Below are 12,602 nucleotides of genomic sequence, written 5' to 3' on the forward strand. Positions count from 1 at the left end.
GGCTTAGCAAAAGAAAGTAACCCGGCCGCGTTAGCGGACGGAAGCTTTGCTCTTGCCTTTAGCCATTTCGCAGAAGCTAGATCAAACGCCAGGAGCTTCCGCCACTAAAGCGGCCGGAAGCTTTAGGTGTTGCTTCACCGCTCTGCGGCAACAAACGCCGCAACGGCGAGCAACGCGGTCGCGACTCGCGTCGCTCCTACCCTGCGGCAGCTCAAAGCTTCGCCCAATGACGGCGGCTAGGCGCCCCCTGCGCGTCCCTTGGTCGCGGCTTGTGACCGAAGGACATCCAGTAGCACGCCGCTCCTACAGAGGGAGCGACGCACTACAAACCTGGCAATCGGCTCAGTCCAACACCCGACAGAACACCGCCTTCAGATACCGCGACTCCGGCACCTGCGCCAGCCACGGATGATCGGCGCCCGCGCCGGACACCTTGAGCACCTGCACGGTGCGCCCGGCATAGAACGCGGCGCGGCGCAGCATGTCGAGGAACTGGTCCTCGCTGACCAGACCGGTGCACGAGAAGGTCGCGAACAGGCCGCCGGGCTTGAGCGCGCCCAGTGCCAGCTTGTTCATGTCGAGGTACTTCTTCAGCGCCGGGATCACCTGCTCGCGGTCGCGTGTCATCTTGGCCGGGTCGAGGATCACCACGTCGTAGAGATCGCCGGCGTTCGCGACGTCGCGCAGGTAGGGGAAGATGTCGGCTTGAACGAACTTGACCTGTGCGCCGTTGAGCTTGGCGTTGGCCTTGGCGATGTTGATCACGTCGGCATCGATGTCCACGCCGACCACTTCCTCGGCGCCGCGCACCTTGGCGTAAACACCGAAACCGCCGGTGTTGCAGCACAGGTCGAGCACGCGCTTGCCGGCGACCTGCTGCGACAGCCATTCGCGGTTGTCGCGCTGGTCGGCGAAGAAGCCGGTCTTGTGCGCGCCGGCCGGATCGGCGCGGAACTTGATGCCGTACTCGGTGATCGTCGCCGGCGGCACCGCCTCGGTGCCGCGGAAGTCGAAGCTCTCCTGCTTCTGCACGTGCTCGTCGGCGAAGGCGTAGAAGCGGCAGCCCGGGAACTGCTGGCGCAGCGCGTCGTAGATCCATTCGCGGTGACGGAAGGCGCCAGCGCTGAAGTATTCGACCACCAGCAGATCGCCGTAGCGGTCGACCACCAGGCCGCTGAGGCCGTCGCCTTCGCTGTGGACGACGCGCCAGGCGTCGCTGACCTCGTCGAGCTTGAGCACGTCGCGGCGCAGCGACACGGCCGCGGCGATCTTGCGCGCGAACCAGTCGGCGTCGACTTCGACGTCCGGGTCGTTTTCGAGCATGCGCAGGGCGATGCGCGAGTGGCCGTTGTAGAAGCCGCGGCCGATCCAATCGCCGTCGACGCCGAGCACGTTGACGATCGAGCCCGGCTTGGGGCGCTGGGCCGGCTTGTCGACCAGGCGCTGGAAGATCCAGGGGTGGGTGGATTTCCAGGCGTTCTTGAGGCGTACGGTGGGGAGTTCGTTATTCATCCCGCCATTCTACCGGGGACGGGCCTCCGCCTCGCCCGGCTTGGGCCGCCCGGCCCCGCCGCCATCCCGCTGGCGGGACAAACCGGCCCGACGAACGCGGCTTGTATTCCTTCCGGGCGGTGCCAATCTCGGTGATATGCACCTGCCCACCGAAGCCCCCATCCCCGACACCCCGGCCCAGCGCAAAGCCGACCGCAGCCGGCTGATGCGCGCGCTCAACGCCAGCCTGGCCTTCGTCCTGGTGCTGATCGCGGTGTTCACCGCCCAGGGCCAGTTCGACGTGCGCGCCTTCACCGTCCAGCCGTGGTCGGCCGAGGGCCTGGTCGGCCTGCTGACCGCGCCGCTGCTGCACGGCTCGATCGAGCACCTGGCCGCCAACGCGACCTCGCTGTTGCTGCTCGGCACCCTGGCGGGCGCGGTCTACCCGAAGGCGACCCTGCGCGCGCTGCCGATCCTGTGGCTCGGCGCCGGGCTCGGCGCCTGGCTGCTGGGCGATCCGGGCAGCTATCACCTCGGCGCCAGCGGTCTGACGCATGGCCTGATGTTCCTGGTCCTGACCCTCGGCGTGCTGCGTCGCGACCGCCCCTCGATCGCCGCGGCGATGATCGCCTTCCTGCTCTACGGCGGCATGTTGCTGACCGTGCTGCCGCGCGAGATCGGCGTGTCCTGGCAGGCCCACCTGGGCGGCGCGGTCGCCGGCGTGATCGCGGCCTTCGCGTTCCGCCTGCGCGACCCGCTGCCGCCACGCAAGCGCTACAGCTGGGAAGATGAGGACGAAGAGCTGGTGCCGGCCCACGACGAACTGGAACCGCCGAGCCCGCAACGCGTGCCGGTGTTGTGGAACCGCCCGGTCGATGGCGAACGCGGCGTGGTCTTGGAGTTTCCGGCGCGGCAGAGGCACGAGGAGTAGCCGTACCCCGGCATCGCTTTCACTCAGGTTTATACTGGACTGGCTCTCCGTATTCCGGCTCAAGCCGAGCCCCTTCGAGCGATGCCCTTTCATTACGATCCTAGCGCCGGCATTCCGGTGCCTGAGTACGGGCTTACGATTCCCTGGCGCATCACTCAGCCCGAATTGTTCGACCTGATACCGCGCGATCGATTCGAAGAATGCGTTTACGGTCCATCGGTACTGCGCTTCACCTTGTTCGGCTACACCGCGCCGTTCTGGTTCGACTTCGTCACTCGATCGACGCTGAGCGAAGTGCAACTTTTCCGATGGAAGCCTCGCTGGCGCGCACTCAAGCCGGATTTTCGCGAGAGCGCACAGGCCCTGCGAGGCGCGCTCGGCCCACCCAATCGCCTCGATCAACCCGACGGTCAGCTCTGGCATTTTCCTGCGGTTCGAGTCGAGAACTCGGCCGTCGCCGGGCGCCGTCCCCCTAACCGGCCTCTGCGGGTGTACCGGCACGTGCTATCGGTGCAGTTATGGCCCTAAACCGTTAGCGGCCGGGTCATCGGAGCCGATTCGTTTCGCTCGCGTGCCCCTGCGTCGGCGCGTTAAAGTGACTTGGCATCCATGCAGATGAACCGCACGCTGCCCGATCTTTCCAGCTGCCTCCGGAGCCCTTCGCCATGCGCCGCCGCCTCATCGCATCCGCCATCCTCCTGCTCGCCGCCTCGCCGCTCGTCTATGCCAAGAGCGCCTGCATGATCGAAGGCCAGGTCCTCGGCCAGATCATCAACGAATGCACCGAGACCGACCCGCCGGCCTCTGAAGGCGCGCCCAAGCCGCAATGCAACAGCTCGCTGCCGGGTCTGGCGGAGATCGGCGGCCAGGTCTCGGCGCGGCCGGTCGCGGCCTGTCCCTCGGGCGCGGTCGCGATCTGCGATTCGCCGATGAACGCCAAGGCGCGTATCTACTACTACAAGCGCAACGCCGCGCAGATCGCCGCGATCAAGCAGGCTTGCGAGATGCAGCGCGGTCAGTGGATCAAGCCGTGAGGCCTGCTGCCGCGCTTGCCGCGGCGCACGTGCGGGGGGCCGTCGTCGCCGCAATCGCCGCGACGCTCACTATCGCAACCGCGCCGGCGGCGGCACAAACCTCCGACGCGGCCGAGCCGCCTTCGTTCGACCGGCCCGGCATCTCGTTTTCGACCGACACCCTGCCGCGCGGCGCCTTCGCCTGGGAGCAGGGATTGCCGGATTTCGAGCGCAACGACGACGGCGGCCGCCGCAGCCGGCTCTACAGCGCGAATACCAATCTGCGCCTGGGCCTGAGCGAGCGGGTCGAGCTGCAACTGGCGACCTCGGCCTACAACCGGCTGCGCGAACGCGACGGCGACGGCCGCCGCTCGCGCCACGGCGCCGGCGACACCGGCCTCGCCGTCAAGGTCGCGCTGCCGTCCTCGCACGAGGCGTTTTCGTGGGCCGTGCTCGGCGCGGTCACCGCCGCCAGCGGCGCGCGCGACTTCAGCAACGGTGCAACCCGGTACACCCTCGGCACCACGCTCGGCTACAACTTCAACGAGCGCGTCGCCGGCGCGCTGTACTTCAACCTCGACCGCAGCGACGGCGCCGACACCTGGACCTGGTCGCCGAGCCTGAGCTTTGCGCTCAGCGACCGCACCGCGGTCTATGTCGAGGCCGGTATGTCCCACAGCGATCACGCCTCGACCACCTCGGTCGCGGGCGGCGGGGTCACCTGGATGGCGACCCCGCGCGTGCAGCTCGACGCGTCCTTCGACGTCGGCCTGGACCGCAACAGCCCCGACCTACAGGGAGGTCTTGGGGCGTCGTTCTACTTCGACTGAGCCGCGCAAGGCCGCGGCCGTGCCGACGCCGGTGGCGATCGCCGAGGCGTAGTCCGGCGCCTGCGTGTCCGCCGATTCGTAGGTCCACAGGAAACCGCCGCCGATGCCGTCGCTGGCCCATTGCGCGTACTGCTGCTGGACCTGGTTCGGCGTCGAGTCGGTGGATACGCCGGGAATCACGAAGCTGGCCGGGAAGCCGCTGCCGAGCGTCTGCTGCAGCGCCTGGATCCACTCTTCCGGATCGTTGCCGGCGCCGCCGGAGTAGCACTGCAGGTTGAAGCCGATGACCAGGCCGGGATCGGTCTTCTGCAGTTCGGCCACGCAGCCGACCCAGAACTCGGGGTTGTAGTAGGGGCAGAAGGTGACCTTGAAGCCGGCCTTGCCGAGCATGCGGCTGAAGTCGACGATCAGCTTCTGGCTCTGCATTTCCTCGTCGTCCAGGTCGACGGCCTCGATCGCCGGGAAGGTTTTCTTCAACGCGACCAGGTTCTGGAACAGCGGATTCTTCTCGCCGTTGCCGAACTCGGCGATCAGCTTTTGGATGTTGCCGTAATCGCCGACCCCGCCGCCGCCGATCGACAGCCAGACGCGTTCGATGCCGGTCGCGCCCAGGGTCAGCGAGTTGACCAGGGGCACCCATTCCGGCGGACCGACGTACTGGCCGTTGGAGAAGATCTCCAGGTCGTTGTAGTACAGGTCGCCCTTGTACTTGTCCGGCGCCGGCGGCGACTTGTCCTGGTAGTGCACATGCGCCAGGGCCAGGATCGCCGTATTGAAACCGGAAGTCTTGAGTCCCTGGACATAGCCCTTGCCATCGGTCTTGGAGAACAGACCTTCGCAGTAGGCGGCGACGATGGACGTGCGTGCGTTGGACATGATCGACTCCTCGTTGTGGGTGAGCCTCTGGACCAACGCGTGCATGCGCTGCGCTCGGACAGGTTTTCCGCGGCAAATCGCGTCTTTGAGACCGGCTTCGCACTCTTCCGCACGCGGGCGCAGCAGCCAGCTCAGCGACATGACGATCGCCACCACCGCACATCGCGTGGACGCTCGACTTTCGCGACCGTCATCGCAGTATCGAAAAGTCTGGGAATGGCCCTAGTTGGCCGCATTCAGCTTGCGGCTCACAGTGCCCGCCTTCCTCTTCGCGAGCGCGTGCGCATGATTCCCTACGACCCGGTTTCCTCACCTTCGGTCACCACCGTCCAGGCGCAGGCGCCGGACCCCAAGCAGGTCGACAGCGCCGCCGACCGCGTCTTAGACGCAGGCGACCGCGATTTCAGGAAGGACAACTACGAAAAGCGCATGGACGTGTTCGCCAAGGAGATCAGCGGCCAGTCGCGCGAGTTCCAGGCCGAGTTGATCAACACCATCCTCGACCGCGACGGCGGCGCGTTCAAGTCGTGGATGCACTCCGACCGCCTCAACTGGATGACCAGCGACGGCGACATTTCGCAGCACGAGAAGAGCGAGGTCTATGCGGCCTTCGCCGAAGGCATCGACCGCGGCCAGATCGACGCCGGCAAGATCGACGCCGGCTTCGTCCGCGGCAGCCAAAACCCGGGCTTGATCGGCCAGTACATGGACGCGCAGAACTTGAACGACAACGGCGGTTTCAGGCGCGCCATGGTCGCCTTCAGCGGCCTGAGCTCCTGCGAGATGCAGACCTTCATCACCAACGACGCCAACCAGGCGCTGATGCAGCGCTTCGAAAAGGCCGTGCAGGGCCACCAGGATTGGTACGAGAGCCTGGTCGAGGACTATACGGTCGCGTCCAAGGGCTACTCCAAGGTCTTCGAAGGCGAGGTCGAATTCAGCAAGGAACAGCTCATGGCGATGCGCAGCGCCTTCCTCGCCGACGACGGCCTGCACACCAGCGGCGAATTGCTGCTGGCCTACCCCGACCGGATGGAACGCAACGAGCGCGTGACCGAGCAATACCACGAGCTCTCCACCGGCATGAGCGAGATCCTCGGCAAGGACAACGCCAACTGGGCGACGTTCGCGCAATGGGCCTCCGACGAAATCGGCCGCAACCTCGACGGCACCCTCGGCATCGCCCTCGGCGAAATGGGCGGCAACCCGAAGTACTGGCTGTCGGTCGGCAACACCATGCTGAGCTCGGACATCTCGCCCTCGTTCAAGCACTTCGTCGACACCTTCGGCGGCGGCAAGAACCGCGACATGAGCTTCGAGCAGTTCTGGTCGAGCTTCGAGAACAAATACGCCGGCCGCGAGCTGACCTATACCGACGGCCGCGACACCCAGCTCGACATGAAGAACGCCTTCAAGGCCTATTACGACTCGATGAAGCTCAAGGACGGCGAGGCCGCGATCACCGACCCGGCCCAGCTCGCCGATTCCAAGGACCACCGCGGCGAGTTGATGCTGTACGCGAACAGCCTGATCGGCCTGCAGGAACAGGACATCATCAACAAGGACATCAGCAACGGCATGCGCGGCTTCGGCATCGTCAATCCGGGCGGCTTCGGCGAGCACTGGATCGACCTGCACGTGCCCGACCGCGACGGCAAGGGCGGCCGCGAGATCAACCTCAACCTGGAAATGAAGAACTCCGGCAACCGGGTCAACTTCGACTCCGGCCGCGAGTTCGTCACCGCCGACGGCCGCACGATCAAGCTCGCCGACGAAGTACGCACGCGCCTGAACGGCCTCGACGGCAACCCGAACAACGAGGACGAGACCGACATCAAGAACGCCGACACCAATCATTGGGAGAGCTACAGCCAGCGCATGGGCACGATCTACCACCTGTTCGCGAACTCCCAGCGCGACGGCGAACTGTTCCTCGATGCCCGCGACGTGTTCGATTCGCGGGCGAAGGACCTCAACAACAATCCTTGGCGGAGTTGAGGGCCGAGAGAGTCGAATCTTTCAGCCTCTCGGCATTGAAGGAACGACCACTCCGATACGGCCAACCGCGAACGGCTTGCGGTTGGCTCGGTGATTGAGCGGTGGTCCTCTCTTACTCGACGCCGCTGCGCGCGAAAAGCTAAATCCCCCCTAGCCCCCCTTTGTCAAAGGGGGGAACAGCAACGCTTATCTGTCCGGTGGGAACGACTTGCGGCTGGCGATTCGCGTTCGACATTCGACATTCGACGGTGGCGGGTGGCGGGTGGCATGACCATAGCCTCCCGAAGAACGCTCCCCGCTCCAGAAGGCCACGCAACCCCAAGCCCCACGCGCATCGATCCCCCTTTGAAAAAGAGGGTAGGGAGATTTGCTCTGGCTCTGCTGGCTCTAGCTCTGCCCCGCTTCCCCACCACAACACCCGCCCCCTCACCTTGGCGCCGCCACCCCGCGGTGGTAGCGTCGCCAGCGCAGTCCGCAGCCGTCCGTCGCGGGGTTCCGCGACCTCATCGCTTGGGGAATCGATGCGCTACTCGCCCTTCCGGTCCGTCGTCGGTCTTTGCCTGATCGCCACCCTCGCCGCCTGCCAGCGCGCCGCACCACCGCCGCCGGCACCGGACGGCTACGACGAAAGCGCCGGCGCCGACGCGCGCCGGATCGAATCGGACCTGCGCTTTCTCGCCGACGATCTGCTCGAAGGCCGCGAGGCCGGCACGCGCGGTTACGACCTGGCGGCGCTGTATGTCGCCGAACGCCTGCGCGCGATCGGGCTGCGCCCGGCCGGCGACGACGGCCGCTACTTCCAACGCGTGCCGCTGCTGCGCGCGAAACGCGTCGACGACGGCGGCTCGCTGGTGATCCGCCGCGACGGTGCCGCCATCGCCCTGAAGTTCCGCGAACAGTTCCTGCCGCAGCTCAATTTCGACCGCGGCGACGCGCGGGTGACCGCGGCGGCGGTGTTCGTCGGACAAGCGGTGTGTGCGCCGGAACTCAAGCAGGACGATTTCGCCGGCGTCGACCTGCGCGGCAAGATCGCGGTGCTGTTCCACGGCGCACCGCCGCGCTTCGATACCGACCGGCGCGCGTTCTACAGCTCGTTCAGGGAAAAATTCGCCGCGCTGGTCGAGCGCGGCGCGATCGGCGCGGTGATCGTGTCCACCGACGACGAAGAGAAGCGCCAGCCCTGGGCGCGCGGCGCCGAGAACTGGGCCCGCCCCGGCATGCGTCTGCGCGATGCCGACGGGCGCCCGCTCGATACCTTCCCGCAACTGCAGGTGATCGCCCAGGTCAGCGCGGCCAGCGCCGGCGCCCTGCTCGATGGCGGCGGCCATACTGCCGCGGCGCTGTTCCGCGATGCGCGCGAGGGCAAGCTGCGCGGCTTCGAGCTGCCGGGCACGATCGAACTGTCGGCGCAGACCCGCATCGAGCCGGCCGAATCGCGCAACGTGGTCGCGCTGTTGCCGGGCAGCGATGCCGCGCTCAAGCGCGAGCACGTGCTGTTCAGCGCCCACCTCGACCATATCGGCATCGGCGCGCCGGTGCAGGGCGATGCGATCTACAACGGCGCGCTCGACAACGCCCTGGGCGTGGCGATCATGCTCGAAGCCGCGCAGCAGCTCGCGCGTTCGAAGACCCCGCCGAAGCGTTCGCTGCTGTTCGTCGCTGTGACCGCCGAAGAGAAAGGCCTGCTCGGCGCGGAATGGTATGCGCGGCATCCGACCGTGCCGCACGACTCGCTGGTCGCCAACGTCAACATGGACATGCCGGTGCTGTTGGTGCCGACCCGCGACGTGGTGCCGATCGGGGTCGAGCATTCCAGCCTGCAGGCGGTGCTGGATCGGGCCGCGGACGAAGTCGGGGTAAGCCTGTCGCCGGATCCCTCGCCGCAGGAAAGCGTGTTCATCCGCAGCGACCAGTTCGCTTTCATCCGCGCCGGCGTGCTGGCGGTGTATCTGACCGGCGGGGTGAAGGCGCAGCAGTCCGGCGTCGATGCCGGCCAACACCAGCGCGATTTCCTGAGCGAGCGTTATCACCAACCCGGCGACGATACGAGCCAGCCGATCCAGTACGGCGATGCCGCGCGCCTGGCCCGGCTCAACGCGCGCATCGGCCAGTCGATCGCCGACGCGCCGCAGCGGCCGAGCTGGAACGCCGGCGATTTCTTCGGCGAGCGCTTCGGCAGCCTCGATGCGGGCGCATCGTCGACCGGCGCCGCGGCAACGCGCTGAGCGCCGCCGCGCGCGCCGAGGCCGCGCGAACGCATGGCTATACTGCGGCGATGAACCAAGTCGCGATGAAGACGCTGGGCCTGCTCGGCGGCATGAGCTGGGAATCGACCCTGCCGTATTACCGGCTGATCAACGAAACCGTGCGCGAGCGCCTCGGCGGTCTGCATTCGGCCAAGCTGCTGCTGTACAGCGTCGATTTCGCCGAGGTCGAACGCCTGCAACATGCCGGCGACTGGGATGCGGCCGGCGTGCTGCTCGGCCAGGCCGCACGCTCGCTGCGCGACGGCGGCGCGCAGTTGCTGGTGATCTGCACCAACACCATGCACAAGGTCGCCGATGCGGTCGAAGCAGCGTCCGGCCTGCCGCTGCTGCACATCGCCGACCCGACCGGCGCGGCGATCCGCGCGGCAGGGTTGAGCCGGATCGGCCTGCTCGGCACGCGCTTCACCATGGAGCAGGATTTCTATCGCCAGCGTCTGGTCGATCGCCACGGCCTGGACGTGATCGTGCCCGACCCGGCCGGCCGCGAACTCGTCCACCGGGTGATCTACGAGGAGCTGTGCCTGGGACGTATCCGCGACGAGTCGCGCCAAGCCTATCGCGAGGTCATCGCCGGCCTGGTCGCGCGCGGCGCGCAGGGTGTGATCCTCGGCTGCACCGAGATCGGCCTGCTGATCGGCGCCGGCGATGTCGAGATCCCCTTGTTCGACACCACCGCCCTGCACGCGCGTGCGGCGGCACTGGCGGCGATCGAAGGCGCTTGAAGCAACGACGCGGCGCTCGTCCGGCGGCTCCGCTGGCCAGCAATACCATTCGCGGCGACACTGACCGCCGACCGACTCCGCGGAGCACGCCATGAACGACGATCGTCCCAACCCCGGCTGGTGGGGCCGCAATTGGAAGTGGGCGGTGCCGAGCGGTTGCCTGACCCTGATCCTGCTCGCCGGCCTGTTGCTGGTCGGCGTCATCGGCCTGGGCATCAAGGGCTTGTCGGGGGTGATGAAAGCCAGCGAACCGTACCGGCACGCCATCGCGTTGGCCGAAGGCAATGCCGAGGTCGTGGCCGCGCTCGGCACGCCGCTGCGCACCGGCAGCATGATCCAGGGCACGCTGAGCACCGAGAACGCGAGCGGCCATGCCGACCTGTCGGTGCCGCTGACCGGCCCCAAGGGCGAGGCCCGGCTCTACATCAAGGGCGAACGCGAGGCCGATCGCTGGACCTATTCGCTGCTGGAAGTGGCGATCGAGGGCAGCGGGCAGCGCATCGATCTGTTGAAAGACGAAGGCGCGCCCGCCGAGCCCGCGCCGCCGGCCGCTCAACCCGATGCGGAACTCCAGGACGATCCCGACGCCGACCCAGAGGCCGCGCCCGCCGATAACGGCGACCTGGTCAGCGCGACGGCAACGGCAGGCCACGGAAGGATTTGACCGTACGCAGCACCAGGCTGGAGTTGATGTCGGCGCCGCCGGCCTGGTTGAGCAGACGATCGAGCAGGAAGCGCGACAGATGCTCGAGGTCGCGCACGACGATCTGCAGCAGATAGTCCATGTCGCCGGTCAGCGCGTAACAGGCCACGACCTCGTCCCAGGTTTCGACGAACTCGGCGAAGGCCGCGACCGCTTCGCTGTCGTGGCGGCCCAGGCGCACCCGCACGAAGGCCTGCAGGCCCAGGCCGAGGCGCTCGGGATCGACCTCGGCGCGGTAGCCGGAGATCACCCCTTCGCGTTCCAGGCGCTGGACCCGGCGCAGGCAGGCCGAAGCCGACAGGTGTACGCGCTCGGCCAGCTCGGCGTTGGTGAGGCGGCCGTCGCGCTGCAGTTCGGCGAGCAGGACAATGTCGGTACGGTCGAGTTCTACAGTGGCCACATTCAGCGCCCTCTTCGGCAATTACGCAACAATCTTGCGCCAATCAGGCTTTTGCGCGCAACAACGCAAGCTTATTGCGCCGCAGCGCGGTTAAAGTCATCTGGTCCCCGACTGTCCGGGACGTTCCAGGAGCCCCACGGCCATGACCCCCGCCACCCCGCAGCGCGTCGAACACCAGCTCACCGACAAGGGCTACGTGCCGGTCTATACGACCGCCGTGATCGAGCAGCCGTGGGCGTCGTATTCGAGCCAGGACCATGCGGTATGGGCGCAGTTGTTCGAGCGCCAGCAGCAGGTACTGGTCGGCCGGGCCAGCGACGAGTTCCTGACCGCGCAGCGGGCCATGCACATGAGCCCGCACCAGATCCCGAAGTTCGAGGACCTCAACCGCGTGCTGCGTGCGCACACCGGCTGGGAGCTGATCGGCGTCGAGGGCCTGTTGCCGGAACTGACCTTCTTCGACCACCTCGCCAACCGCCGTTTCCCGGTGACCTGGTGGATCCGCAAGCCCGAGCAGATCGATTACCTGGCCGAGCCAGACCTGTTTCACGACCTGTTCGGCCATGTGCCGCTGCTGATGAACCCGGTGTTCGCCGACTACATGGAGGCCTATGGCCGCGGCGGCGTCAAAGCGCACGGCATCAACCCCGAGGCGCTGGTCCATCTGACCCGGCTGTACTGGTACACGGTGGAATTCGGCCTGATCAAGCAGGCCGACGGCCTGCGCATCTACGGCAGCGGCATCGTCTCGTCGAAGAGCGAATCGATCCATTGCCTGGAGTCTCCCGCGCCCAACCGGATCGGCTTCGATCTGGAGCGGATCATGCGCACGCGTTACCGCATCGACACCTACCAGAAGACCTACTTCGTCATCGACAGCTTCGAGCAGTTGATGCGGGCGACCGAACCGGACTTCACCCCGATCTACGACCGCCTCGCCGCCCAGGACTCGATCCCGGCCGGCGACGTGCTCGCCACCGACACCGTCTTCCAGCGCGGCACCGGCGAGGGTTGGCTGGTCGACGGCGACGTGTGAGCGGGTAGCCGGGACGTGCCGCATGGCACGAAACTCAAAGGATAGGCGCGGCGTCCCACAGGGATTTCCTGCGGTCACAAGCCGCGACCGCGTCGTGTCGGTCTCGCTGCGTCAGCTCGAGTTTCCTGTAGGAGCGACGTGAGTCGCGACCACGGGACGCGCAAAGCCAACAAGGCAGATGTCACCCCTCGAAGCGGCGCACTTTCGCCAGGGTAGGAGCGGCGCAAGCCGCGACCGCGCTGTAACGGTCTCGCGGCGTCTCGTTGCCGCAAGATCAAGATCCAGATCAAACGCCAAAAGCTTCCGCCACTAAAGCGGCGGGTTACTTTCTTTTG

12 protein-coding genes are annotated in these 12,602 nt (G+C 66.8%); 9 read left to right on the forward strand and 3 right to left on the reverse strand.

Annotated features, from left to right (window positions below):
- Nucleotides 1-342: 342 nt before the first annotated feature.
- Nucleotides 343-1,512, reverse strand: coding sequence for a class I SAM-dependent rRNA methyltransferase (locus EX88_RS0121175; RefSeq protein WP_031373977.1), 1,170 nt, complete (start codon nucleotides 1,510-1,512; stop codon nucleotides 343-345).
- Nucleotides 1,513-1,648: 136 nt separating this feature from the next.
- Between EX88_RS0121175 and EX88_RS0121180 the strand changes: the two genes are divergently transcribed.
- The 4 genes from EX88_RS0121180 to EX88_RS0121190 all read left to right on the forward strand — a co-directional run bounded on the left by EX88_RS0121180 (nucleotide 1,649) and on the right by EX88_RS0121190 (nucleotide 4,265).
- Nucleotides 1,649-2,422, forward strand: coding sequence for a rhomboid family intramembrane serine protease (locus tag EX88_RS0121180; protein WP_031373978.1), 774 nt, complete (start codon nucleotides 1,649-1,651; stop codon nucleotides 2,420-2,422).
- An 81-nt stretch (nucleotides 2,423-2,503) separates the two neighbouring features.
- Nucleotides 2,504-2,950 (forward strand): hypothetical protein, encoded by a 447-nt coding sequence (locus tag EX88_RS26250; protein ID WP_152566402.1) that lies wholly within the window; start codon nucleotides 2,504-2,506, stop codon nucleotides 2,948-2,950.
- Nucleotides 2,951-3,087: 137 nt separating this feature from the next.
- Complete coding sequence (locus EX88_RS27235; protein ID WP_031373979.1) at nucleotides 3,088-3,456, forward strand: hypothetical protein; 369 nt, start codon at nucleotides 3,088-3,090, stop codon at nucleotides 3,454-3,456.
- Entirely contained in the window at nucleotides 3,453-4,265 is an 813-nt protein-coding gene (locus EX88_RS0121190) for a transporter (protein WP_235186388.1), read from the forward strand. Before EX88_RS27235 ends, EX88_RS0121190 begins: the two co-directional genes overlap by 4 nt.
- Here EX88_RS0121190 and EX88_RS0121195 read toward each other — a convergent pair.
- The gene (locus EX88_RS0121195) at nucleotides 4,227-5,141 is read right to left on the reverse strand and encodes a hypothetical protein (protein WP_152566403.1); all 915 of its coding nucleotides are present in this window, start codon (nucleotides 5,139-5,141) and stop codon (nucleotides 4,227-4,229) included. The two genes, EX88_RS0121190 and EX88_RS0121195, sit on opposite strands and share 39 nt — an antisense overlap.
- Nucleotides 5,142-5,426: 285 nt before the next feature.
- Between EX88_RS0121195 and EX88_RS0121200 the strand changes: the two genes are divergently transcribed.
- The 4 genes from EX88_RS0121200 to EX88_RS0121215 all read left to right on the forward strand — a co-directional run bounded on the left by EX88_RS0121200 (nucleotide 5,427) and on the right by EX88_RS0121215 (nucleotide 10,792).
- The gene (locus EX88_RS0121200; RefSeq protein WP_031373982.1) at nucleotides 5,427-7,139 is read left to right on the forward strand and encodes a hypothetical protein; all 1,713 of its coding nucleotides are present in this window, start codon (nucleotides 5,427-5,429) and stop codon (nucleotides 7,137-7,139) included.
- Nucleotides 7,140-7,660: 521 nt separating this feature from the next.
- Nucleotides 7,661-9,364, forward strand: coding sequence for a M20/M25/M40 family metallo-hydrolase (locus tag EX88_RS0121205; protein WP_051885390.1), 1,704 nt, complete (start codon nucleotides 7,661-7,663; stop codon nucleotides 9,362-9,364).
- Nucleotides 9,365-9,414: 50 nt separating this feature from the next.
- The gene (locus EX88_RS0121210) at nucleotides 9,415-10,128 is read left to right on the forward strand and encodes an aspartate/glutamate racemase family protein (RefSeq protein WP_430536925.1); all 714 of its coding nucleotides are present in this window, start codon (nucleotides 9,415-9,417) and stop codon (nucleotides 10,126-10,128) included.
- Nucleotides 10,129-10,219: 91 nt separating this feature from the next.
- Nucleotides 10,220-10,792 (forward strand): cytochrome c oxidase assembly factor Coa1 family protein, encoded by a 573-nt coding sequence (locus EX88_RS0121215; RefSeq protein WP_051885391.1) that lies wholly within the window; start codon nucleotides 10,220-10,222, stop codon nucleotides 10,790-10,792.
- Here EX88_RS0121215 and EX88_RS0121220 read toward each other — a convergent pair.
- Complete coding sequence (locus EX88_RS0121220) at nucleotides 10,755-11,231, reverse strand: Lrp/AsnC family transcriptional regulator (protein ID WP_031373986.1); 477 nt, start codon at nucleotides 11,229-11,231, stop codon at nucleotides 10,755-10,757. The genes EX88_RS0121215 and EX88_RS0121220 overlap by 38 nt on opposite strands.
- 142 nt (nucleotides 11,232-11,373) lie before the next feature.
- Here EX88_RS0121220 and phhA point away from each other — a divergent pair, with 142 nt between their 5' ends.
- Entirely contained in the window at nucleotides 11,374-12,267 is an 894-nt protein-coding gene (gene phhA, locus EX88_RS0121225; protein WP_031373987.1) for a phenylalanine 4-monooxygenase, read from the forward strand.
- Nucleotides 12,268-12,602: the final 335 nt, after the last annotated feature.

This window comes from Lysobacter antibioticus (genome assembly GCF_000731095.1).
Taxonomy (GTDB): Bacteria; Pseudomonadota; Gammaproteobacteria; order Xanthomonadales; family Xanthomonadaceae; genus Lysobacter; species Lysobacter antibioticus_B.